The 21,687-nt window shown below is 67.4% G+C and carries 16 protein-coding genes and 1 pseudogene; 6 read left to right on the top strand and 11 right to left on the bottom strand.

Annotation, left to right across the window (positions count from 1 at the left end):
* Positions 1-403 precede the first annotated feature (403 nt).
* The 6 genes from BUE44_RS29200 to BUE44_RS37205 all read right to left on the bottom strand — a co-directional run bounded on the left by BUE44_RS29200 (position 404) and on the right by BUE44_RS37205 (position 5,902).
* Positions 404-1,660 (bottom strand): ABC transporter permease, encoded by a 1,257-nt coding sequence (locus BUE44_RS29200; protein WP_073502019.1) that lies wholly within the window; start codon positions 1,658-1,660, stop codon positions 404-406.
* The gene (locus BUE44_RS29195; protein WP_322940798.1) at positions 1,657-2,373 is read right to left on the bottom strand and encodes an ABC transporter ATP-binding protein; all 717 of its coding nucleotides are present in this window, start codon (positions 2,371-2,373) and stop codon (positions 1,657-1,659) included. Before BUE44_RS29195 ends, BUE44_RS29200 begins: the two co-directional genes overlap by 4 nt.
* Positions 2,370-3,542 carry a peptidoglycan-binding domain-containing protein gene (locus BUE44_RS29190; RefSeq protein ID WP_235002574.1) on the bottom strand — a complete coding sequence of 391 codons (1,173 nt, stop codon included), beginning with the start codon at positions 3,540-3,542 and terminating at the stop codon, positions 2,370-2,372. The genes BUE44_RS29195 and BUE44_RS29190 overlap by 4 nt, the downstream gene beginning before the upstream one ends.
* A gap of 164 nt (positions 3,543-3,706) precedes the next feature.
* Positions 3,707-4,351: a hypothetical protein gene (locus BUE44_RS37210; protein ID WP_143172607.1), complete on the bottom strand. Its 645-nt coding sequence runs from the start codon at positions 4,349-4,351 to the stop codon at positions 3,707-3,709.
* Positions 4,352-4,363: 12 nt separating this feature from the next.
* Positions 4,364-5,305, bottom strand: a complete 942-nt coding sequence (locus BUE44_RS29180; RefSeq protein ID WP_143172606.1) for a hypothetical protein — start codon at positions 5,303-5,305, stop codon at positions 4,364-4,366.
* Between the two features lie 132 nt (positions 5,306-5,437).
* A complete protein-coding gene (locus BUE44_RS37205; RefSeq protein ID WP_143172605.1) occupies positions 5,438-5,902 on the bottom strand; it encodes a hypothetical protein in 465 nt (154 codons plus the stop codon).
* A 1,396-nt stretch (positions 5,903-7,298) separates the two neighbouring features.
* Here BUE44_RS37205 and BUE44_RS29175 point away from each other — a divergent pair.
* Entirely contained in the window at positions 7,299-11,594 is a 4,296-nt protein-coding gene (locus BUE44_RS29175; protein WP_200804559.1) for a carbohydrate-binding protein, read from the top strand.
* A gap of 72 nt (positions 11,595-11,666) precedes the next feature.
* Here BUE44_RS29175 and BUE44_RS29170 read toward each other — a convergent pair whose 3' ends face one another.
* Positions 11,667-12,278: an SMI1/KNR4 family protein gene (locus tag BUE44_RS29170; RefSeq protein ID WP_143172604.1), complete on the bottom strand. Its 612-nt coding sequence runs from the start codon at positions 12,276-12,278 to the stop codon at positions 11,667-11,669.
* 1,137 nt (positions 12,279-13,415) lie between these two features.
* Here BUE44_RS29170 and BUE44_RS29165 point away from each other — a divergent pair.
* Complete coding sequence (locus BUE44_RS29165; RefSeq protein WP_143172603.1) at positions 13,416-14,291, top strand: hypothetical protein; 876 nt, start codon at positions 13,416-13,418, stop codon at positions 14,289-14,291.
* Between the two features lie 22 nt (positions 14,292-14,313).
* A pseudogene (locus tag BUE44_RS39870) lies at positions 14,314-16,420 on the top strand (Tn3 family transposase); the annotation flags it as partial.
* A 75-nt stretch (positions 16,421-16,495) separates the two neighbouring features.
* Here the strand turns inward: BUE44_RS39870 and BUE44_RS29155 are convergent.
* The 3 genes from BUE44_RS29155 to BUE44_RS29145 form a co-directional block, all read right to left on the bottom strand.
* Entirely contained in the window at positions 16,496-17,353 is an 858-nt protein-coding gene (locus tag BUE44_RS29155; protein WP_073502014.1) for an aldo/keto reductase, read from the bottom strand.
* On the bottom strand, positions 17,350-17,784 hold the full coding sequence (locus tag BUE44_RS29150) for a cupin domain-containing protein (protein WP_073502013.1): 435 nt from the start codon (positions 17,782-17,784) through the stop codon (positions 17,350-17,352). Before BUE44_RS29150 ends, BUE44_RS29155 begins: the two co-directional genes overlap by 4 nt.
* Before the next feature lie 68 nt (positions 17,785-17,852).
* Positions 17,853-18,173 carry a carboxymuconolactone decarboxylase family protein gene (locus BUE44_RS29145; RefSeq protein ID WP_073502012.1) on the bottom strand — a complete coding sequence of 107 codons (321 nt, stop codon included), beginning with the start codon at positions 18,171-18,173 and terminating at the stop codon, positions 17,853-17,855.
* Between the two features lie 227 nt (positions 18,174-18,400).
* Here BUE44_RS29145 and BUE44_RS29140 point away from each other — a divergent pair, with 227 nt between their 5' ends.
* The 3 genes from BUE44_RS29140 (at position 18,401) to BUE44_RS29130 (ending at position 20,988) form a co-directional block, all read left to right on the top strand.
* A complete protein-coding gene (locus BUE44_RS29140; protein WP_073502011.1) occupies positions 18,401-19,285 on the top strand; it encodes a helix-turn-helix transcriptional regulator in 885 nt (294 codons plus the stop codon).
* A 204-nt stretch (positions 19,286-19,489) separates the two neighbouring features.
* Positions 19,490-20,158, top strand: a complete 669-nt coding sequence (locus BUE44_RS29135) for a hypothetical protein (RefSeq protein ID WP_235002572.1) — start codon at positions 19,490-19,492, stop codon at positions 20,156-20,158.
* Between the two features lie 233 nt (positions 20,159-20,391).
* Positions 20,392-20,988: an MBL fold metallo-hydrolase gene (locus BUE44_RS29130; protein ID WP_073502009.1), complete on the top strand. Its 597-nt coding sequence runs from the start codon at positions 20,392-20,394 to the stop codon at positions 20,986-20,988.
* A 142-nt stretch (positions 20,989-21,130) separates the two neighbouring features.
* Here the strand turns inward: BUE44_RS29130 and BUE44_RS29125 are convergent, their stop codons facing one another.
* Entirely contained in the window at positions 21,131-21,355 is a 225-nt protein-coding gene (locus BUE44_RS29125) for a recombinase (RefSeq protein ID WP_235002570.1), read from the bottom strand.
* Between the last annotated feature and the right edge of the window lie 332 nt (positions 21,356-21,687).

Below are 21,687 nucleotides of genomic sequence, written 5' to 3'. Positions count from 1 at the left end.
TAGGTCTCGGGTTCGAATCCCGAAGGCGGCTCCACGATGAACCCCAGGTCAAGCTTCTGACCTGGGGTTTCTTCGTTTCGCTGCCCTTGGAATCTGGCTAATCGGACACGTATCTTGCACGCACCGCAATGCGTAGGTCCCCGGTTGGCTGTCAGTGGTCATTTCCTGGTGCAACGCTCTGAACTGCGACTTTGGGCGTCACCTTCCAGTCTTGGCTCTGAGGTACATGATCCGGTGGCCATCCGGTGGCCAGGCGTGCAGCTAGCGTGCAGCGGTGCTGCCGGGGCTCATGCGGCAGAGGGCTGGGATGTTGTCGGGTTCCGACACAGCGCACCTGGCGCGGTCGCGGCTCCTCTGCAAGGCGGCGAAGCTCGCTGGGGAGGCTCGGTAGGCCGTGGCCAGTTCAGCGGCGGAGGGCGTCGAGGGGTTCGGTGCGGGCGGCGCGGAGGGCGGGGTAGAGGCCGGCCAGGAGGCCGACGATGGCGCCGATTGCGGGGGCCGGGATGACGCTCGCGGGCTGGAGTATGGCGGTCCAGTTCTCCCAGAGCGCGGCGATGATGACGGCGAGTACGCCGATGCTGGTGCCGATGAGGCCGCCGAGAAGCCCCAGGGCGGTGGATTCGGTGAGGAACTGGGCGGCGATGTGGCGGGGGCGGGCGCCGAGCGAGCGGCGCAGGCCGATCTCGGGGGTGCGTTCCATGACGGCGACGAGGGTGGTGTTGGCGATTCCGACGGCTCCGACGGCCAGGCACAGTGCTGCGAGGACGAGGAAGAGGTTGGACAGGTCGGTGCCGACCTCGTCGCGCAGGTGGTGCGGGTCGGGGGGAGGGACGGCGGTGAGTAGGCGGGGCTGGTTCGGCCGGAGAGCGAGCGGGGCTTGCTTGGCGACGAGTTGGGCGGCGCCGACGCGGGTGCGGATGAGGGCGTGGGCGGGCGGGTCGGCAGGGGGGCCGTACTCCCGTAGTGCGGTGCTGGACGGGATGAGGATTCCGGTGAGGGCCTGGGTGAGCTGGCGGCTGTCGTCGATGACGCCGACCACGGTGTACGGGGTGTCGTTGATGAAGACCGCTGGCTGGTTGTCGACCCGGGTGATGCCGAGGAGGTGGGCGGCGGCGGCGCCGAGGACGCAGACGTGTTCTGCGTGGGCCTGGTGGAAGTCGTTGTAGAGGGTGCCGGACTGGAGGGTTGGCTGCATGGCCTGCAGGGTTCCTGGCGATGCCGCGTAGACGGTTACGGCTCCGTCGTCGGGGAGGGCGTCGGTGCGGTCGGGCGTGCGGGAGAGTGCGGGGTTGCGCAGCGGGGTGTTCCACCAGATGCCGCCTGCGACCACGCCGTTGAGGTGGTGCAGGCGTGCGTCTGTGTCGGCGGGGAAGTCGAGTTGCCCGGTCCTCGTCGTGGTGCCGGCTGGCGGGGTGTCGTTGATCGTGACGGTGGTGTCCCGCAGGAGATCGAAGGACTTGCTGATCTGGCCGCTTGCCGTGGAGGTCAGTCCGAGGACGGTGACGAAGGAGCCGACACCGAGGATGGTGCCGAGCATGGTCAGGACGGAGCGGGCGGGGCGTTGAGCCAGGCCGGCGAGCGCTTCGGCGAGGAGGTCCTTGAGGCGTAGCCGGGTGGGAGGTGTCTCCGGGGCGCGCTCGCTGCGCGGCACGGGCGTCATGCCGGTGCCTTTGCCGTGGTCGCTGAAGGTGCGGACCTCGGGTCGGCGGAGGTGACGGAGCCGTCGCGTATGTGCACCCGGCTGCGGGCGCGGGCGGCCACGTCAGGGTCGTGGGTGATGACGATGAGTGTGACGCCGTCGGCGTTGAGGTCATTGAGAACGTCGAGTACGGCGTGGGCATTGGCCGAATCGAGGTTTCCGGTGGGTTCGTCGCACAGGACGAGGTCCGGTGCGCCGACCAGGGCGCGGGCGATCGCCACCCGCTGCCGCTCCCCGCCGGACATCGTGCTAGGCAGCGCGTGCAGCCGGTGGCCGAGCCCGACCCGCCTCAGTGCCTGGACCGCCGCTGTGGTGCGCTGCCCGGCCGACGGCGTGGTGTAGAGCAGTGCGAGGGCGACGTTCTCCACGGCCGTGCGGTGCGGCAGGAGGTGGAACTGCTGGAAGACGAAGCCGATACGGCGGCCGCGCAGCGCGGTGCGTTCGCGTTCGCCCAGGGTGGAGACATCGACGCCGGCGAACACGTATCGACCCTGCGTGGGCCGGTCCAGCAGTCCGAGCAGGTTCAGCAGCGTCGATTTTCCCGAGCCCGATGGGCCGACGACCGCCAGCCAGTCCCCGGCCTCGATGGTGAGGTCGACGGGCTGGAGGGCGTGGACGACGGGGGTGGTCTGGTACGACTTCCCGATGCCGCGTAACTCGACGATCGTGGTCACTGGCCGACCACCACCCGGTCGCCCGCCGACAGGCCATGGTTGGAAGGGGTGACCTGGACCATGCCGTCGGCGGAGACACCTGTGGTGACGGGTACGACGCGCTGCTTACCGCCAGCGCCGACGACGGAGACCGAGGTCCGCGCGTCCGCCCCGGAGGAGATCGCGGCCTCAGGGACGGCGAACACCGCGCCCGCTGTCGCGGCCGCGGTGACGGTGATACGTACGTCCTGCCCGTCGAACGCGACCGGCCAGGACTTGTCGGGCTTGATCTGCAACGGTATGTACGCGCCGCCGTCCGCCCCACCCCCACCAGCCTCGGCCCCGTTGTTCTCCGCTCCAGCCTTTGCGGTGGTGAGCTTTCCGACCCCTGCGACGGTGGCGTGGGCGGTGTCGCCGGTGGTCTCGGACAGGACGGTGGCGATCATGCCGGCCTTGACCAGTCCTTCGTCGGCCGGGTCCATCGCGCCGGTGAGCTCCATGCCGCCGCGGGCGAGGGTGACGACCGGTCCCTTGACGTCGTCGCCGACTGCGACGGGTACCGACACCACCCGGGCGGGCAGCGAGGGCACGAAGACGACCTCGGACGACGGGAGCATGACGCCACCGGGTACACGGTCGGAGCGGGGCGCGTCATAGCCCATCGCGGAGTACAGGCGCTTGAGCGCGCGCTGCGTGCCGCCACCGAAGGTGCCGGCCGGGTCGGCTCCGGTGCCGTATCCGAGAGATCTCAGGCCGCGTTGGAGCTGCACCACGTCCTTGCCAGAGTCGTTCGGTCCGAGATCACGGTAGGCCGGTATCGCACCCGGGAGGGCGAACACCGGCCTGCCCGAGTACTCGATCAGCGGCCGCCCCGCCCTCGCCGCCCCGCCCGCGTGGACCAACACCTCGGTGACGACCAGACGGGTACCGCCGGCGTCCTTGGGCACGTTGGCCAGCGAGGTCGGCGTCGCGGAGATCGTCCGTCCGTCGGAGAAGGTCCCGCGAAGCACCACCGTCCTACTCAGCACCTGGTGGACGACCGGCGCCGTGATCACACTTGGTGCGGGCGCCTGCGTATCCGCGGCTATCTGAGCAGGCGATCGGACCAACGTGGCACCGGCGATCCCGCCCACCGACACCAGTCCGGCCACGCAGGCGGCGATCAGCAGCAACCGACGCCGTCGGCGCAAGGGCGACGGTGCACGGGACGGCGGGTGCGCTGGGCTGCCAGCCACATCCTCGCTGCGGCGTTCGCCTGCGGATTTGGGGGGTGCTTCGATGTCCACGGCCGTTTCCTTCGTGGCTGTCGTTGCCGGAGTGGCGGGGCGGCGGCGCGCTCGACGAGTAACGCCGGCTACTGGCCGGACAGCCCCATGTTCACGCCCTCGCGTAGATCAGGCTCCCCTTGGGCGATCTCGGCGGCCGGAGCGAGGCACTGGTGCCGTACCGAGGTCTTGCTCGGTGCCTTGGAGCACGCGAGGGCGTTGTACTGGTCGACCGCTTTCTGCAACCGCGTCGCCGTGGAGCGCAATGTGGCAAAGCCGGTCTTCCCGGAGATCACCTTGAGCGCCTGAGTTGCGTCCTGCCCCACGGCGTCGGCGGCGACCTGGCACGCAGGGGTGAACATTGAAGACCTGGAGGTCGAGCAAGGGGAGTTCGTCCCGGAGCCGAAGTTCTGCTCGTTCGCAGTCAACTGGGGCGAAAGGGTGTGCTGCACGTCCTCCGCCTGAGCGGCGCGCGCCGCCTGCGACGGGGCCGAGCCCTGCGATGCGCCCGATACCTGCGATGTACTCGCGTGCTTCGTGTCGGAAGCTTTCGGGGCGTCGTCCTTTCCCCCGGACGAACATCCGGCCAGCAGCACTCCGCTCGCCGCGAGTGCGACTGCCGCGTGCGAGGCAATCCGCTGTATGCGCGCACGCCGTGAGCATGCCGGCGTTCTCGTTGCCATGACGTTCAATCGCCTTTCCTCGTTGGGATGGACCCGGCAGAGCACGTCCACGGAAGGAGGGTGTCAGGTCTTCTGGAGGACCTGTCCTGCCTTCTTGAGAGTTGACTGCTCCGCGACTTTCAGGTCGGTGAGTGCTTCCTCGTTCCGCGCGATCAGCCCTTGCTGTATCGCGGACTCGACAGTGAACCAGACACCGACAATGTTGGTCCGCGTTTTGCAGGTGACATCCGCCTTGGCCTGCTGGATCTCCGCAGCTGTCGGCGCTTCCGGCAGCGTGAAGCCAGGTGCCTGAGCGGGTGTGGACAGCGAGTAGCCGCTTTGCTTCATGCAGGCGGACCACTTGGTGAAGGAGGCGAGCACGGTCGGGTTGGCGAGGGACTGCTGGTAACTGGCGTCGTTGATGTCCTCGGCCAAACGCTCGTTCAGGCCTGCGCCGAGCTTCCGTTGCGCCTCACCGGAGCAGCCGCCCTTGGGAACGTTCCGACCCTGGTAGACCTGGCTCTTGTGCTCGAACCCGGACCCGGGGCTGTCACCGAGGAACACCAGCCGCGCGCTTTCGCTCATGGGGCGCGAGGCGGCGGGCTTCCTCGTCGTCTTCGTCTGCGGCTTGTGATAGCCGTACGTGCCGACCGAGGAGAGGTCGGCCACGCCGTACCGGCGACTCATGTTCGTCGGGCTCAACGAGGACTCCGGGCCGGAGAAGTCCGGTGGCGTGTACTCGAAGCCGTAGCGCGCCATGCACTGGCGCACCAGCTCGGCGTCCGCTCGCAGCATCTGCGTGTAGTTTTCCGGTGGAACCAGGTAGGCCTCGATCGGCAGCGACAGTCCCGATGTCGTCGTCAGGGTCGGTATGTGTGAGGGTGCGGGCTGGGCCACCGTCAGTACGGGCTTCGAGGACGTCGTCGACGGCGGCCAACTGCCACCGCATCCGGCTGCGGCCGTTGCACAGATGAGGGCCAGAGCACTCCGCAGGACGATGCGGAAAGTGGTGCTCGTCTGGGGCATCAGATCTCTTTCACAAGAATTCGAACGGTTCAACAGCAGCGAGGAGCCGGACTCTCGAGAATAGGAATCTGTCGTAATTCCCGAGAGTCCGACTCCGGCCATGACAGTGCCTTGTCTACTGCTGGGCGGCCGTCACGTCGGGCCGCATTGCGTGCACTGCTGCGAGGCGTTCTCGTTGTAGGTGACATTCAAATTTCCGTACCACGTGCCCAAGCCCTCAGGTGCCCAATAGTCGTCCGGGCCCTGCTGATTGCTGTTGTAGAAGACGTAGTACGTCGATCCGGGGTTCTCGTTGTACACGGAGCCCGCATTGTTTTTGACGGGCTGGCTGTACCCAGCCCCCGAAGTGATGAAGTTGTACGCGCGGCAACCATCGGACGGGCACGTCCACGGGATGAGACTGTAATTCACCGTGCCGAAGATTCCGATATGAGAACCGGCGAGGCCTGAGTTGTAGAACACGCACAGTGTCTCATCGTAGTGGGCGCAACTGGTGTAGGTGCCGTTCGTAGTGGCGTGGGCCGGATTGACACCACCTATGGTCGCCAGCGCCACCACGGCCCCGGAAGCAAGGATTCCCTTTATGTGACTTCGCATGCTACCCCCCCCTTTAAACGGGCAACTGATTCCGACGTGAGAGTGTGGACCAAGGAGCTCCAAGGAGTCAAGAGCGCCTTGAGTGGGGTCAGTTTTTAGACGTCGCTGGAGGCGTGATTTGGCCGAAGAGTGTCTGGCGGTCCGGTTTACGAAAATTTTCGAGCCAATGGGGCGTTTCGAAATTTCAGGAGGACCTGGGTGCCCGTCAACCTCGCCGAGCTCTTGACAGGGTTGTTGCAAAGTCTCGTGATCTTGGATGATTGCTGATCAGGTGAGGTCCAGGATGTCGAGCGGGCGGTGGAAGGATTTGACGGACATCCCGCGGAGACCGACCGCGATGTTCGCGCGGATGGCCAGGTGGGCCACTTGATCGCGAAGCTGTGCAGCGTGGAGCCACGTTCTCCAGCCCATCTGGTACGGATTGCGAGTCGTCCCCGGCGAAACTGGTGCCACGGACGAAGCGGAGCTGGTTCGCGGAGTTGCCGCTGGTGCCACAGCTCAGTTCCGCTCGGTGTCGGTGAGATAGGGGCACCGACACCCCTGGCTCAGGCGCCACTATCAATGAGCCCCAGGATGCGGCCGATCGTGGTCCCAACCAGCTCGGCATGACCGGGCTCGCCGAATTGCGAAGATTTTGACTCGCTCGCTCGACCGATGCATGCACTCCTGATCAGTTTCTGCTACGAGAGTTCCTGCGCGGCTGTCAACGAGTCAGTCCCAGCCAAGGAAGTGCCCTATTTTCGACACGCATACAAGTCGGGCATAAGGCAATTTTTCAGCACCTTTGTGATGCTTGATTAGATCAACTTAGTCAAGCAGAAGTAAAAAACGACAGCCTGCGCGAGACGGTGCTCCTGTGCAGGGTTAGTCGTACAGATGGTGGTGTAAATCTTCTCCCGGGCATGGATAGGGCGGGGTGCGACTAGGGCGGGATGGCATGAGGAGGCGGGGTGAACCGGTTTCCGTGGCCTTACGCAGCCCTGGGCTGGTGGTGTCACTCCGAGTATCCGCAATTGGCCTCCTCATAGCTACCGCTCGTGTGCCTCAGCAGGAGGGGCGCAGCGCCTTTGGTGATGCGGTCGCCTTCCACTGCGGTTGCCTGGCGAGGGACGAGGTGTTGTGCCTCCGCACGTGCTCGGCCTCAGGTGGGAACAGTTTCTACAAGTTCCGCCCACCACCCTCGGTGGGCGGAACGAGAAGTGTGCTGCGCGCGCGGGCACGCAGCCGCCTATTCGAAGCAGAGGAGAAGCAGTTGACGTCTATTCGGAGAAGAGCCGCGGTGGCGGCGCTCGCCGTCACCGCAGCGCTCGTGGGGTTACTGCAGGCGCCACCGGCGGCTGCTCGCCCCCACCCGGGAGGCACCGATACCGCGAAGAGCCGGCCGGCCGCTGGTGCGGTGGCAGACCCTGACAAGACGCTCGGCAAAGGGTGGCGGTCCTCGCCGGACCGTGCGGTGACCGCGGCTGCCGACAGCGACGGCCTGCACGTGTTGGTCGCCGACAGCCGGGACGCCTACGCGTGGCGCACCGCCGCGGTGCTGTCCGAGCCGGGGCTGCCGGCGGACACCTGGATCGGGAACAGTTGCGTGATCGACCCCTCGCACGCTGCCGTCGCCTACGCGCCCCGGACGTTCACCAACCACGAAGACCTCATGCTGGGCGGCGCGTTCACCGCGATCATCGACCTGGACAAGGGCACCGTCACCAAGCTGCCGTTCACCGCGTCGCTGGTGTACTTCGACCCGTCTTGCAACCCGGACACGCACACGGCCGCGTTCACCGCATACCGCGACGACAAGACGCACCTGGTGACGGTGGACACCTCGGGCGCCACGGTCGCCGACACCGCCGCGAGCGGCCAGGTGACCTCGGCGATACCCGTGGCCGACGGCACCGTGGCGGCCCTGGGCCACCACCTGGTGCACATCGGCCGGACCGGCAAGAGCACGACGCTTGCCACAGCGGACAGCGCTCCGTACGACATCCACCCGGCGGGCAAGGACAAGGCAGGGAAGGACACGTACGCCTTCCTGGACCGCAAGGGTGACAGCACCGCGCACGCCAAGGTGTGGCGGTCAGGACGGCTCGCCACCGTGGCCACAGGGAAGCTGACGGACCTGTCATTGCAGCAGGCCGGCACCGACCGGGTCTTCCTAGCCGGGCATCCCAAGGGCGTCGTCAAGACCGCGAGGACCGGAATCACCCAGGTCGACGCGGGCGCCGACACCCAACTGTCCAGCCTGGGACGGCTCGCGGTAGACCCGGTGCTGACGCCGGGCGTGCAGGCCGGCCTCGCCAACATCGCCGACGCAGGCCAGGCCACCGCCAAGGCTGAGCCCGCCCCCGGCCAGGCCCCGCAGCAGACGGGGACCACCGGCGACGGTGCCCTGACACTGACCGCCACCGCCACGACAACGGGCAAGACGACCACGCAGAGCGTCGCCGCAGCTGACGCGGCCCCCGGCTCAGCTGCGTCGCCCGCACTCGCGGGCGCGTCCAAGGCCGCCACCCAGACCAGCGCACAGGCGCGGAAGATCGCGGCGGCCGTCAGCGACGACCACAACCCCGTGGACACCGACCGCTACTGCTCGGTGCCGCGCAACGATGTCAACGCGCAGGCGCTGCAGCCCACGCCCAACCAGGTCGAGTGGGCCGTCGACATGGCCGTCCGCGGCAACCTGACCTCGGGCTGGGTTACCCAGGGCGGCTGGCGCTCCCAGGCGGGACTGGGCACGATCAGCCCGCAGGCTCTGTTCGCCAAGCCTGGCCTGATCGGCGGCGGTCAGATTCCCGCGCAGGTCGAACTGGGCATCCTCGCTCAGGAGTCGAATCTGTGGCAGGCCGAATCTGGCGCGATACCGGGCCAGATGGGCAACCCTCTGGCGTCGGTGGCCGGTTTCTACGGTCACACCGGAACCGCCCCGTCTGACTACTGGAAGATCGACTGGGAGCACTCCGACTGCGGCTACGGCGTCGGCCAGGTCACCGACGGCATGCGCCTGGCGGGGCATGAGAAGACCGGCGAGACCAGTCTGTCGCCTGCCCTGCAGAAAGCCGTCGCGCTGGACTACACCGTCAACGTGGCCGCATCGCTGCGGATCCTCGCCGACAAGTGGAACGAGGTGCACACCGCCGGCCAGGCCGTCACCGTCAACAACGACGATGCCTCCAAGCCGGAGAACTGGTTCACAGCGGTGTGGAACTACAACCTCGGCTACAACCCGCCCGGCTCCGGCCCCGGCGGACCGAACGGCCCGTGGGGGCTGGGCTGGTACAACAACCCGGCCAACCCCATCTACCCGGCCAGCCGCAAGGCGTTCATGGACACCAGCCTGGACTCGAACGCCAACCACGACGCCGCACACCCCCAGGACTGGCCCTACGAGGAGAAGGTGATGGGCTGGGCCGCCTGGTCCATCGACACCGGGCACTCCTACGCAACGTCCGGTCGCCAGGACTGGCCCGGTGAGAGCGGCTTCTCTTCCGCCGGCTTCCAGCCCGCCTGGTGGATCAGTGTCGAGGACCGCAGCCAGATCAAGCCCCCGCTGGAGACCTTCTGCAACGAGTCCAACGACTGCGACGTCTCCGACCCGCCCCCGTGCGAGACCGACCACATCGAAGGCTGCGACGAACTCCACTGGTGGCATGAGGCGAACACCGTCTGGAAGCCCGACTGCGCCGACTACTGCGGCCACGAGTACATCAAGTACCAGACCCTGCGCACCGAACCCGGCCGCGGCTACCGCCTCCAGTACGGCGAAGCCGACTGTGCCGCACCCCCAGCGGGCGCGATCGTCGTCCACTCCGTCCCCAACGGAACACCCACCTGGAGCCAGACCTGCGGCAACGCCGCATCCTCTGGGACATTCCAGTTCACCTTCTACCCCGACTCCTCTGGCCAGTACGAAGCCAAGGGCGACCTCCACCAGATCGGCGGCGGCTACCAGGGCCACTTCTGGTACGCCCACGCCCGTGACAAGATCGCGCTCGGCGGTGACGGCGGCCGTATGACCGTCCTGGGAACCTGGTCGATGAACGGTCCCGTGGCCCAGAAGCAGGCCGAGGTCCTCGTGCACGTCCCCGACACCGGGGCGCAGACCAAGCAGGCCGTTTACCAGATCGAGACCGCCTTCGGCACCGTCAAGCGCACGCTCAACCAGGGCACCCACTCGAACAACCACTGGGTCGTCCTCGGAGCCTACCGCTTCAACGACAAGACACCGCAGGTGAGCCTGTCCAACACGGTCGTCACCGGAAGCGGGGACGACGACGTCGCCTACGATGCCGTCGCCTTCCTGCCCGGCGACTTCGGTGTGCCCGACGGCCCGGCGATCGACCTCACGCTCCCCAACGCCGATGCCAACAGCCCCAATCCCGATCAGAAGGCACAGCAGCCCAACAGCCACGTCGTACCTCCGCTGAACACCTCCGGCACCAACCTCGCACCAGCCGCCGCAAAGGCTGCCGCGAAGCCGTCCTGCGGTCTGGTCAAGAACGGCGCCCAGGCGTGCATGGGCCCGGCACTCGCGACAGCTCCTGACCGCTCCGCCGCGGACCGCGTCGCCCCGCTGGACACCGACGACTGGTGCCACACCGAGGACGCCACCCCGGAAGCCACCCGGCTCAGGGAGTGCGACCACCGCACCGTGCCCGCTTACCTGCGCCTGGACGGAGAGACACAGGGGTTGGTGACCTTCTATTTCCACCGTGAGCTACTGCTGGACGGCACCGACACCTTCCACGAGATCCTCACCATCACCCCGGAGAACTGGACCGGTGAGATTGCCATGGTCAACATGAACATGGACCGGCACTTGTGTGGGCCTTCCTGCACACCGGAAGACTCCTCCGCCTCGTGGGACGGCCAACCGTCCTGGATACCCGGCGACACCCACGTCGCCACCCTCACCACCGAGTACAAGTGGGACAACTCAACAGCGGGTGGGGCGCTCTTCCTCAAGCCGGACTTCCAACTCACCGCGGACATCATCGATGCGCCGGGCTATCCCACCGTCCTGACCGGCTACCAGTGGAGCCTGGACAACCCGACCAGACTCGACGAAGTCCGCTGCGACACCGTCATCACCACCTCCGGCGGGTGCGTCTTCGTCAACTACGCCCCGACCTACACCTTCAACGCGGCCAAGTACCCGCAGGCCGCCGCACACGCTTGGCTCGTCCAGACCGAACTGCCGCCGCACCCGGGAGTCCTAGCCACACCGCTGTACTACCTGCCCGGTGGCCGCGACGACCAGAACAGGGACGTGATCTGCGACGAAGGTGGGTGGGCCGCCGCCAACGGCGACCCCGCGGTTCTGAGTGGCCCGGGCGACGCACTGAACTGTGACGAGTTCTCTTTCAACGCCTCCTACAACAGCGGAGGCATGCCCGCCTCATTGGGCGGGCTGAATCCGGTGTCGTCTGGTAGCGAGTGCCTGCAGACGTATGCAAAAGACGTGAACGGGACCGTTCACCTCTACAACATCGGCGGGTACGCGCCCCAGTGGTCGGAAGTATGCGGCCGGTCGGCGATTGCCGGAAGCCAGAACAGCGGCTCGATGAGCCAGTTCGGTGGCTTCAGATCGAACATGCGGCTACTGAACGGGGACGCCTATCTCCTCGACACCGGGATCACCTCCGGCTGCACTCCGGTCGGCCGATCCCTCACGTGCACAATGACCCTGCACCCGTGACAAACCGCGGTGGGCTGCCGGCCAGACCGGCGGTCCACCGTCGTTTCAGGTGAACGTCCCCGGACACCCTGCCTACTCCGGTTGCAACGGCCGCCAGTTCGACGGAATCCGGTCCGGGACCCGGGTGTCCCGCCACGACAGCCAGCCGTCAGCGACCCCGGGTAGCAGAACCCCCCAGCCCGGCCCCCCGTGGAGTTCGTCAGCGACGCTCTCGATCCACTCGGCGAACGTCTCCCCCGATTCCTCCGGCTCGGTGAATTCGCCGCCGTGGACGTTCCACCCCAGTCGACCGGTGGGTGTGTCGATGAAATTCCACAGATGCGGCTCGCCTGTGTCCGTAGCGCACGTGGGAACCCACGGAGGCGTCCCCATCTCCTCCGCTTCGAGGATGGGCGACAGCGCCCAACGATGACACCGAACCGCATCTCTAGGCGGGAACACGTCGTAGCCCCTGAGGATCCTGAGGCGTTCCGGGCCACTGCCACGACCGCCGCCCCGGGCTGCCCACAACGCCGTCAGTTCCGGCGGCAGTTCCCCCACCGCGGCCTCCGCCGCTTCGACCTCACCCGGATGAGCGGGACCGGGCAGCATCGCGTACGAACGTGGCGCGTACACCCGCAGCCACTCCTCGATGCGCTCCCAAGCAGCTACCGTCCGCTCCACACGAGACGGGTCGTATTCCATGGCCCGATGCTACTGACAGCGAGGGGGGAGCTGAAGGTGCAGACCCACATTCGCGGACACTGGTAGTGGATCACTCAAGTGGGATGCGTGATGGTCGCGGCGGATCAGGCTGGCAATCGCGGCAAGGACATCGACGGCCGATCGGTGGAGGTTGTTTGATACTGCCAACCCAGACAAGGGAAACCTCTGGTGTCACCGGTGGCCGCTCGGTGGCCGGACGCTTTTGGACGACGTAGCACGAGGCAGCGCAGGTCGACCTGTTGCACGTGCTCTGATCAGGCAGAACAGCACCAGGCGGCACCGTCCGGCACCACGCAGCACGATTACTCACGGTCTCGTAATGCGTAGGTCTCGGGTTCGAATCCCGAAGGCGGCTCCGAGAAACCCCAGGACTCACTCGCCGTGACCTGGGGTTTTTCCTTGCCCTCTACCTTGCGTCTGGGTCGGTCTTCGCGCTGCAGCCGGGCTTGACGCCCGCCGGTGGACAACCGGTGGACACGCGTGCAGCGAGCGTGCAGAGCGGTGGACAAGTGCGCGGCTGAAGGCATGCGACGAGACGATGAGGCCGGGGGCTCATTTGCGGTTGAGGGTCATCGGTCCATTGAGAGGCTGTTGGCGAGTTCCCACAAAACCAGGGGGGTGAGGTGCCGGTGGCGATCCGTTACGCAGCAACTGGGGAATCGACCGTGAAGGTGATGCTCGTGCTGGCAGACTCGCTTCGCTGGAACCGTGGTGTGCACGTAGCGATTATCGGGCCGATGGGTTCGGGCAAGACGCTGTTCGGAGCCGCTGGTGGCGGGGCCGGGAGGGTTGGTCGTTGGTACGGGCTCACCGCTCGACGGAGAACAGCACGTCGATCCGATGACGGCTCGAGCCGCTTGGTCTCGTGCTGGGCGCCTGGGGTCAGCGCCTGGAGCGTGCTTCTCGACGAGCTGAGCGTGGCGAAAGCACCGGGTAACTCGGGGGCGATGCTTTGGACGGGCCGCTCGACTTGCGTCCAGTTGGTCACCATCAGTCGCAGGCCCAGCGCTTTGCCTCCACTTCAATGGCCTGTGCCTTAGTTCGTCTGGTTCGATGGCAATGGGGTGACGTCTGGACTGAACAGTGGGGGCCCGGTTCCGGGAAAGCGGAGAACCTTTGACCGATGCTGATGAAGAATCGGCGGATGGCTGCATTACGGAGGGGCCGTTCATGAACGTCATGCGCTTCGACGCCGGAGTCGGGGACTTCGCACTCGCCGTCCCGGAGGAGAGTGTGAATCTCCTCCGGGGGATGGGCACGATCTGCCTGCAGCTCGGGCTGGAGGTCAAGGCGCCGCCTGCCGGGGAGGCCGGACGGTTCCTCGCTCTCCAGGCCGACCTCTACAGTCCCGCCGGCTCGTACCAGCGCATGCTCCTCGGCCGCGTGACGGAGATGCTGCCGTTTACCCCGGAGTTCGGTATTGAGCGCCGCACGCTCAAGTTCCTGCTGACCGCCGCCCAACTCCACGCGATCAACGAAGCGCGTCAGGGGGACCTGCGCCTGGAACTTGAGACCACGGGGGCTCTACCGCAGGCAGTCGGTTACCCGGGCAGTACGACAGAAGTGATCCACTTCAGTGTCGCCAAGAGCCGTTGGATCGAACAGCTCAACGCTCTCGGCCCGTCGGTGGCCTTCGAGATGGCGGTGCCCTTCCCCTTGGAGGACGACCCCCGGGCGGAGCCGGCGCAGCACCTGAGGTCCGCGCAGCGTCGTCTCCTGGAGGAAGACACCGACGGAGCGATCCTGGATGCCCGTAAGGCGCTGGAGTGGATCAGGCTTCACTGCGGCTGGACGTGGCCGCTCAACAAGGACAGTCGCCTGCGCGCCAAGGACGAGCGATGGGCGGCGATCCGCTCGGTCGTCGAAGATCAGGCAAGCGGATCGGTACACGCGGACGCCGTCACCTCGACGTTCACGTACAGCCGTGACGAGGCGAGGGCCCTGATCGGCATCACCGCCGCGCTGCTGGCGGTAGTCGACCGCCCGGTCTGAGGGAACCTCCGCCACGTGTGGGGTGCTGTTCGAGGAGCTGGAGCTGGTCGAGGAGCGGGAGGCGGACCTGGACGTGGCCGCGCTGTGGGCAGCCGTGGAGGAGGTCGCGCCGCGTGCCGCCGTGATGTCCGCGGCGGTCACCGTGGTGACCCTGGTGCCCGAGGACGAGAACTCGGCCGAGGTCGCCATGCGAGCCGCGCTCGCGAACCGGTATGCGACGGTGCGCCCGTTCCTCGCGTTGCTGGGCGAGTCGAAGGCGCTGGATGCGGCGAGTGCCGGGAAGCGGGTCCTGGCCGGGGTCCGTGGTCTTCCGGCGCTGGCGCGGCGGAAGGTGGGCATCAAGCCGCTGCTGCCGCGCGAGGTGGACGACAAGCTGGTGCCGCCGGCGTGGCGCAAGGCGGTGTACGCCAACCCGGATCTGCCGCAGGGCGCGGTGGACCGGGACGCGTACGTGGTGTGCGTGCTGGAGCAGCTGCACCGGGCTCTGAACAGCCGGGACGTGTTCGCCGCTCCGTCGCACCGCTGGTCCAACCCGCGGGCCCCTCTGCTGGACGGGTCCGACTGGGACGCGGTCGAGGAGGACGTCCTGGCGGCCCTGAGCCTGGACATGCCCCTCACCGAGCACCTGGCGGAGCTGGTGCGGGGCCTGGACGCCGGATGGAAGCAGCTCGCGACGCGCCTGGAGGAAGCAGGGTCGGCGGCGAAGGTCTCCGTCGAGGTGGCCGGCGACGGGCGGGTGAAGCTGAACGTCGACAAGCTCGGCGCGCTCGGCGAGCCGAAGTCGCTGACCTGGCTGCGCCAGCGGGTCGAGAAGATGCTCCCGAAGATCGACCTGCCGGACCGGCTGTTCGAGGTGAACGCCTGGACCGGGTTCCTCGGCGCCTTCGTGCACCTCGGCGACGGCACGACCCGGATGAAGGACTTGCCCACCTCGGTGGTCGCGCTGCTGGTGTCCGAGGCGTGCAACATCGGCCTGGCCCCGGTGGTCAACCCCGGCTATGGGGCCCTGACCCGGGCCCGGCTCGTGCACGTCGACCAGTACTACCTGCGCGCCGACACCATCGCCGCGGCGAACGCAGCTCTCATCGCTGCCCAGGCCGGCATCCCGATCGTGCGTTACTGGGGTGACGGGCTGCTCGCCTCCGTGGACGGGCTGCGCTTCCAGGTGCCGGTGTGCACCATCAGCGCAGCCCCGTCGCCGAAGTACTTCGGGTTCAAGCGGGGCATCACCTGGCTCAACGCCGCCAACGACCAGGTCGCGGCCATTGGGCAGATGGTCGTGCCCGGCACCCCGCGCGACTCCCTGCACATCCTGGACGCGTTGCTGAACCTCGACGGCGGGGGTGAAGCCGGAGATGGTGGCGACCGACAACGCCTCATACTCCGACATGGTGTTCGGCCTGTTCAAGATCCTCGGCTACAACTTCAGCCCCAGGTTCCGCGACCTGGACGATCAGCGGTTCTGGCGGGCCACGATGCCTGGCGTCGACAGGGCCACGTATGGCGTGGTGGAGGATCTGGCGCGTAACCGTGTGAACCTGAACAAGGTGATCACGCACTGGCCGGACATGCTGAAGGTCGCCGGTTCCCTGGTCACCAACCAGGTCCGCGCCTACGACCTGCTGCGGATGTTCGGACGCGACGGCCGCCCGACGCCGCTCGGGGCGGCGTTTGCGGAGTACGGGCGGATCGCGAAGACCGAGCACCTGCTGCGGGTGGTCGATCCGGTCGACGACACCTACCGCCGGCAGATGAACCGGCAGCTCACCGTGCAGGAGTCCCGCCACAAGCTGGCGAGGGACGTGTGCCACGGCAAGCGCGGCACCATCCACCAGGCGTACCGCGACGGGATGGAGGACCAGCTCGGCGCGCTCGGCCTGGTCCTCAACGCCATCGTGCTCTGGACGACGAAGTACATCGACGCCGCCGTCGCCCAGCTCCGCGCCGAGGGCCATGAGATCCGCGACGAGGACGTCGCCCGCCTGTCCCCGCTCAAGCACCGCAACCTGAACCTGCTCGGCCGCTACAGCTTCACCGCCAGCGTCCCGGCCGCCGGCGCCCTGCGCCCGCTGCGCGACCCGGACACGCCGGAGCTGGACGAGGACGACGGAGGGGGCGATCCGGACTAGGCCGTTTCGCTTGGGCCGGTGGGCTCGGTGCGTCGTGGCCGATCCATGCCAGCGCGGGCTGGCCCTCGTCTGGCGTCACTTGCCGCTGTAGACGGGGAAGGCGCTGTGGTCGCCGTAATCCACATCGAGCTGGCCCCGCAGAGCATCCATGTCCGCGTCGGAGATCTCGAAGTCGACCTCGGCATTGGAGCGCATGTGCTCGGGGTTCGCCGTCTTGGGCAGCGACACCGTGCCCAGCTGGAGGGTGTAGCGGATGCAGAGCTGGGGGACGGACACGCCGTACTTCTCGGCCATCGCCTGGACTTCGGCATTCTTCAGGATCGCGCCGTGGGCGATCGGCGAGTACGCCTCGACGAGGATCTGCTTGCTCTCGCAGTAGGCCAGCAGCTCGGCGGGGGTGTTCCCGGCGTGGACGAGCAGCTGGTTCACGTGCGGGACGACGCTCGCGCCCTGGAAGATGTTCTCCAGGTCGTGCTGCTGGAAGTTGGAGACGCCGATGGCCCGGATCTTCCCGGCCTTGTGGGCCTCCTCCAACGCGCGCCACGCGGCGCGATTGCCCTGGGCGTAGTCGCCGCCGCGGAAGTCGTCCCACGGCTGCGGGCTGTGGATCAGCATCAGGTCGACGTAGTCCAGGCCCAGCTTCTCCAGGGAGCCGTCGATCGCGGCCACCGCCTGGTCGTAGTCCTTGATCTCCGCGGCGAGCTTGGTCGAGACGAACAGCTCCTCGCGCGGCACGCCGGAGGTGCGTACGCCCTCGCCGACGCCGCGCTCGTTGCCGTAGGCCTGGGCGGTGTCGATGTTGCGGTAGCCGATCTGCACGGCCGCGCGGACCGCGTCGGCCGCCTTGTCGTCGTCGATGAACCAGGTGCCGAGCCCGAGCTTGGGGATCTCGACGCCGTTCGACAGCGTGTAGGTCTCGTCCAGGACGGTCATGCGTGCGCTCCGTTCTTCGGCAGCTTGCCGTACACCTCGTCGGTGACCGGCTCTAGCCATTCGTTGCTGACACCTTCGCCCGGGGTGATGAAGGCGAGGTGGGAGAACCACGCGTCTGCCTTCGCGCCGTGCCAGTGCTTCGTGCCGGCGGGGACGCGGATCACCGTGCCCGGCTCCATGCTGATGGGGTCCTCGCCCTCGGCCTGGTACCAGCCGCTGCCGGCCGTGCACAGCAGGATCTGGTCGCCGCCGCCGTTCGTGCCGTGGTGGATGTGCCAGTTGTTGCGGCAGCTCGGCTCGAAGGAGACGTTGCTGACCGGGACGCTGCCCGAGGTGAGCGGAGCCAGGTAGCTCTGGCCGATGAAATACTGCGCGTAGGCGTCGTTCTTCTCGCCGAGCGGGAAGATCTGGTCGAATCCGTTGCCAGCCATCTTGTTCCTCTTCCGGTTCACTACGCCCCGCGGATCGTGCGGGGCAGGGTCGCTGCTCGCGCCGGGGATCAGGCGGAGCGTTCGTCCGCGATCTTCTTCAGCAGGGTGATCGCCGTCATGGCGTTGGGCCATCCGGCATAGAACGCCAGGTGCGTGATCGCCTCGGACAGCTCCTCGACCGTGAGCCCGTTGTCCAGCGCCACACCCAGGTGGTACGGCAGCTGCTCGCTGCGGTAGAGGGCGGCCAGCACACTGACCGTGACCAGGCTCCGGTCCCGCGGGGAGAGCCCAGGGCGCTCCCACACGTCCTGGAACAGGACTTCGTTGGTGACCTCGACCAGCTTCGGCGCGATACCGGCCAGCTCCTGGGGTGCGGACTGCTTCGCCATGATGTGACTCCTTGTGATGGTTCGGACGCGAGGATGCGGCACTGCCACTGTCGGCCACCCCAGGCCGGCAGGCATCCCGCAAAGGGGAGGTGCCCGCCTTCCGGGCCGGGGCCGCATCTGCTGACACCATCGAGGAAACCGCAGCTCACAGGCGTGCGGAAGGCTCTGCCGTTCCAGGTACTGACAGAACCTCCCAGCCGCCCCCCGCGCCTCCTAACCTGGACAACATGGACACCAGCCGCGAGATCCGAGAATTCCTCGCCACCCGCCGGGCCAAGATCACCCCAGAGCAGGCCGGCCTGCCCGCCTTCGGCAGCGGCAAGCGCAGGGTCCCCGGACTGCGCCGAGAGGAAGTCGCCCTGCTCGCCGGTGTCAGCATCGACTACTACGTCCGCCTGGAACGCGGCCAGCTCGCCGGCGCCTCCGAAGAAGTCCTCGACGCGCTCTGCCGCGCCCTCCAGCTCGACGACGCCGAACGCTCCCACCTGCACGACCTGGCCGCCGCCCAGCGCCAGCGCCCGGCCCGCCGCACCTCACGCCGGGCCAAGGACACCGTCCCCGCCAGCCTCAAGCGAGTCCTGGACTCCATGACCGGCTCACCGGCCTTCATTCGCAACGGCCGCCTCGACATCCTCGCCGTCAACGACCTCGGCCGCGCCCTGTACGCACCCCTGTTCACCGCAGCGGCCCGCCCAGTCAACATCGCCCGCTTCCAGTTCCTCGACCCCACCAGCCGCGGCTTCTTCCCTGACTGGAACGCCTCCGTCAGCACCACCGTCTCCCTGCTGCGCACCGAAGCCGGTCGAGCCCCGGGCGATACCGAACTCACCAGCCTCATCGGCGAACTCGTCACCCGCAGCGACGAGTTCCGCACCGCCTGGGCCAAGCACAACGTGCGCCTGCACCACACCGGCCACAAGCGCTTCCGTCACCCGACCATCGGCGAGATCGCCCTCGATTTCGACGCCATGGAGCTGCCCGGCGACGCCGGACTGACCCTCACCGCCTACAGCGCCGAACCCGGCACCCCCGAACACGACGCCCTCATACTGCTCGCGTCCTGGGCCGCAACCAGCCCGGACGAAGCCCACCAGGACGCATCCCGCCCCTGAGTAGACCCATCAGGCGGCACTCTCCTGTCGTCAAACGATCGTTTGACGACAGGCAGGCAGGGCGTCCAATGAACCCGTGCAATCCGGGGGTTCGAGGCGGCGCGAATCCAATCTGATCCGATGGCGATTGCTGACAGGGTTTGACGACAGATAGGGTCCGATCCTCCGTTTCGCCTCGTACGCGGGACCGGGCACATCCTCGACGTGCTCGACGTCCTGCACCGCGAGCAGGTGGCACTGCGCATCCACGACGGCGCGTTCTCCGCGATGGACCTCACCGCCCGCCACCCGCGCACCGGCGAACTGCTCTCCACCGTGAAGTTCATGGTGCAGACCCTCGCCGCCGCCGGCGAACTCCAACGCGACCTCCAGCGCGAGCTGACCTACGACGGACTGCGCGCCGCCGAGGCCAGGGGCAGCAGGGGTGGACGCCGCCCGGCCGTGGCGACCACGAAGACCGGCGACGTGCGCACCGCGTACCTCGAAGGCCGCTCCATCGCCGCTCTCGCCCGCGACCACCGAGTCAGCCGCGGCGCCATCCGTACGGCCGTCGCCGACCTCCTGCCCGACCACACCGCCAGCGAGGAGGACGCCGCCCCTGAACTGCCGGTCACCCTCGACATGCCGGGCAAAGTCGCCGACTTCCTCCGCACCACCGACCTGGAGCCCGCCGAGCGGGCCGCGCTCGACCAGGGCGTCACCGTACGGCGCGGCCAGGGCTACACCCTGCGCGTCACCGCGGTCCCCGCCGTCCACCGCCAGCTTCTCGCCCACTGCCAGCCGCTCGACGGCGGCCAGGGCCTCCCCGTAGTCCCGACCCAGCGCAGGGCCCGCCGCGAGTACGAGAACCGAGTCAGCACCCTCATGCCCTGACCATGATCAATCTCAGAGCCAACCGCTGTACCGATGTTCCCCAAGGCCGAACTCACGCCCCGAACTCTGGTTCACGATCACTTAGCGCTTAGCGCTTGGCGCTTGGCGGTTGATAGGCAAACGTCCGGGTCGAGTTTTCACACATCGGCACGCAGGTCCGCGTTGCGCGGGCCTCCGTGTTCAGCCTGGGACCAGCGGGCGCAGGGTGGTGCGGCAGTATACGTTTGGGCGCCATGCGGATCACGAAATACACCCACGCATGTGTACGGCTTGAACACGATGGCCGGGCGCTGGTCATCGATCCAGGGACGTGGAGCGAGCCAGATGCCTTGACCGGCGCGGACGCCGTGCTGGTGACCCACGAACACACCGATCACATCGATGTCCTTCGCCTGGCCGGGCTCGGCGTTCCGGTCTACGCCCCGGCCGAAGCGAACATTGAACGGCTGGAGGTTACCGGGGTGTCCTCCGGTGCGGAGTTCACCGCCGCCGGCTTCCGCGTACGAGCTGTCGGCGGGCGTCACGCGTTCATCTACGACGGCCAACCGGACTGCGCGAACCTCGGCTACATCGTCGACGAGGCCATCTACCACCCCGGTGACTCGCTGTACGTCCCCGAGCAGCCGGTCGAGACGCTCCTGGTACCGGCCCAAGGATCGTGGATGAAGATGGCGGAGGCAATCGACTTCGTCAAGGCGGTCAAACCGCAGCGGGCGTTCCCAATACACGACGCTCAAATCAACGATCGCGGCCTCAGCAGCGTCAACGGCTGGCTCGCCGAGGAGACCGGCAGCAGTTACCGGTATCTGACGCCTGGCGAATCGGTCTGAGATGAGTTGTGTCCGCATAGCCGTCGCTCGCCCTCGACCGCCCGCTCGGCGCGCCCCAGCAGCGGGCGTGTGCGTTCGGCACCGCGCTCTGCGCGGCACGCGCTCACCGGCGCCGCCGTCGGATGAGTGCGTATCGGTGCTGTCACGGGGCTCCTATGGTTCGGGGGGTAGGGATGCCGAGGTCGGCGGTGGGGCGGCGGGTGCGGCGGTGGGTGTCATCCCGTTTGGCGCGCAGGAGTTGGAGGGTGAGGTCGAGACCTTCAATCTCACCGGCCCAACCTTCGGCTTGGGCGCGGACTTTGCGGGTGACGAGGTCGGCTTCGAGGTCGTCAAGCCGACTGATCATCTTCGGGCTGACCTGGAGCATGGGACACCGGATACAGGCTTATCCGAACTAGCCCAGACGGCCTGGCGGGGTCGGATCGCCGTCGAGTTGCTCAAAGTAGTGGGCAACAGTCTCGGTGCCAGCGCACATTGGGCGTGTCGTGCTGCCGACTCCTGCTGGCCTGGTGGTCCTTCAACAGGCGTCCGCAGACGGGGGAGAATGCTGCACTGAAGTTTCCCCGTGATCTCGGACGCTCGTTCTTATGCGGCGGTGGTGTGCCGCTGTCGGGTCTCGTGCGGGGTCAGGTAGCCCCAGTTGGGGTGTTTGCGTAGTCGGCGCCGGTTGTAGAAGGTCTCGATGAAGGAGAAGACCTC

This window comes from Actinacidiphila paucisporea, from assembly GCF_900142575.1.
GTDB lineage: Bacteria > Actinomycetota > Actinomycetes > Streptomycetales > Streptomycetaceae > Actinacidiphila > Actinacidiphila paucisporea.
This window is presented reverse-complemented; position numbering and strand designations above follow the sequence as displayed.

Coding starts and splice junctions, on each gene's coding strand:
- BUE44_RS29200 (WP_073502019.1), bottom strand. CDS start 1,660: ATGACGCCCGTGCCGCGCAGCGAGCGCGCCCCGGAGACACCTCCCACC.
- BUE44_RS29180 (WP_143172606.1), bottom strand. CDS start 5,305: ATGCCCCAGACGAGCACCACTTTCCGCATCGTCCTGCGGAGTGCTCTG.
- BUE44_RS37205 (WP_143172605.1), bottom strand. CDS start 5,902: ATGCGAAGTCACATAAAGGGAATCCTTGCTTCCGGGGCCGTGGTGGCG.
- BUE44_RS29170 (WP_143172604.1), bottom strand. CDS start 12,278: ATGGAATACGACCCGTCTCGTGTGGAGCGGACGGTAGCTGCTTGGGAG.
- BUE44_RS29155 (WP_073502014.1), bottom strand. CDS start 17,353: ATGACCGTCCTGGACGAGACCTACACGCTGTCGAACGGCGTCGAGATC.
- BUE44_RS29150 (WP_073502013.1), bottom strand. CDS start 17,784: ATGGCTGGCAACGGATTCGACCAGATCTTCCCGCTCGGCGAGAAGAAC.
- BUE44_RS29145 (WP_073502012.1), bottom strand. CDS start 18,173: ATGGCGAAGCAGTCCGCACCCCAGGAGCTGGCCGGTATCGCGCCGAAG.
- BUE44_RS29140 (WP_073502011.1), top strand. CDS start 18,401: ATGGACACCAGCCGCGAGATCCGAGAATTCCTCGCCACCCGCCGGGCC.
- BUE44_RS29130 (WP_073502009.1), top strand. CDS start 20,392: ATGCGGATCACGAAATACACCCACGCATGTGTACGGCTTGAACACGAT.
- BUE44_RS29125 (WP_235002570.1), bottom strand. CDS start 21,355: ATGCTCCAGGTCAGCCCGAAGATGATCAGTCGGCTTGACGACCTCGAA.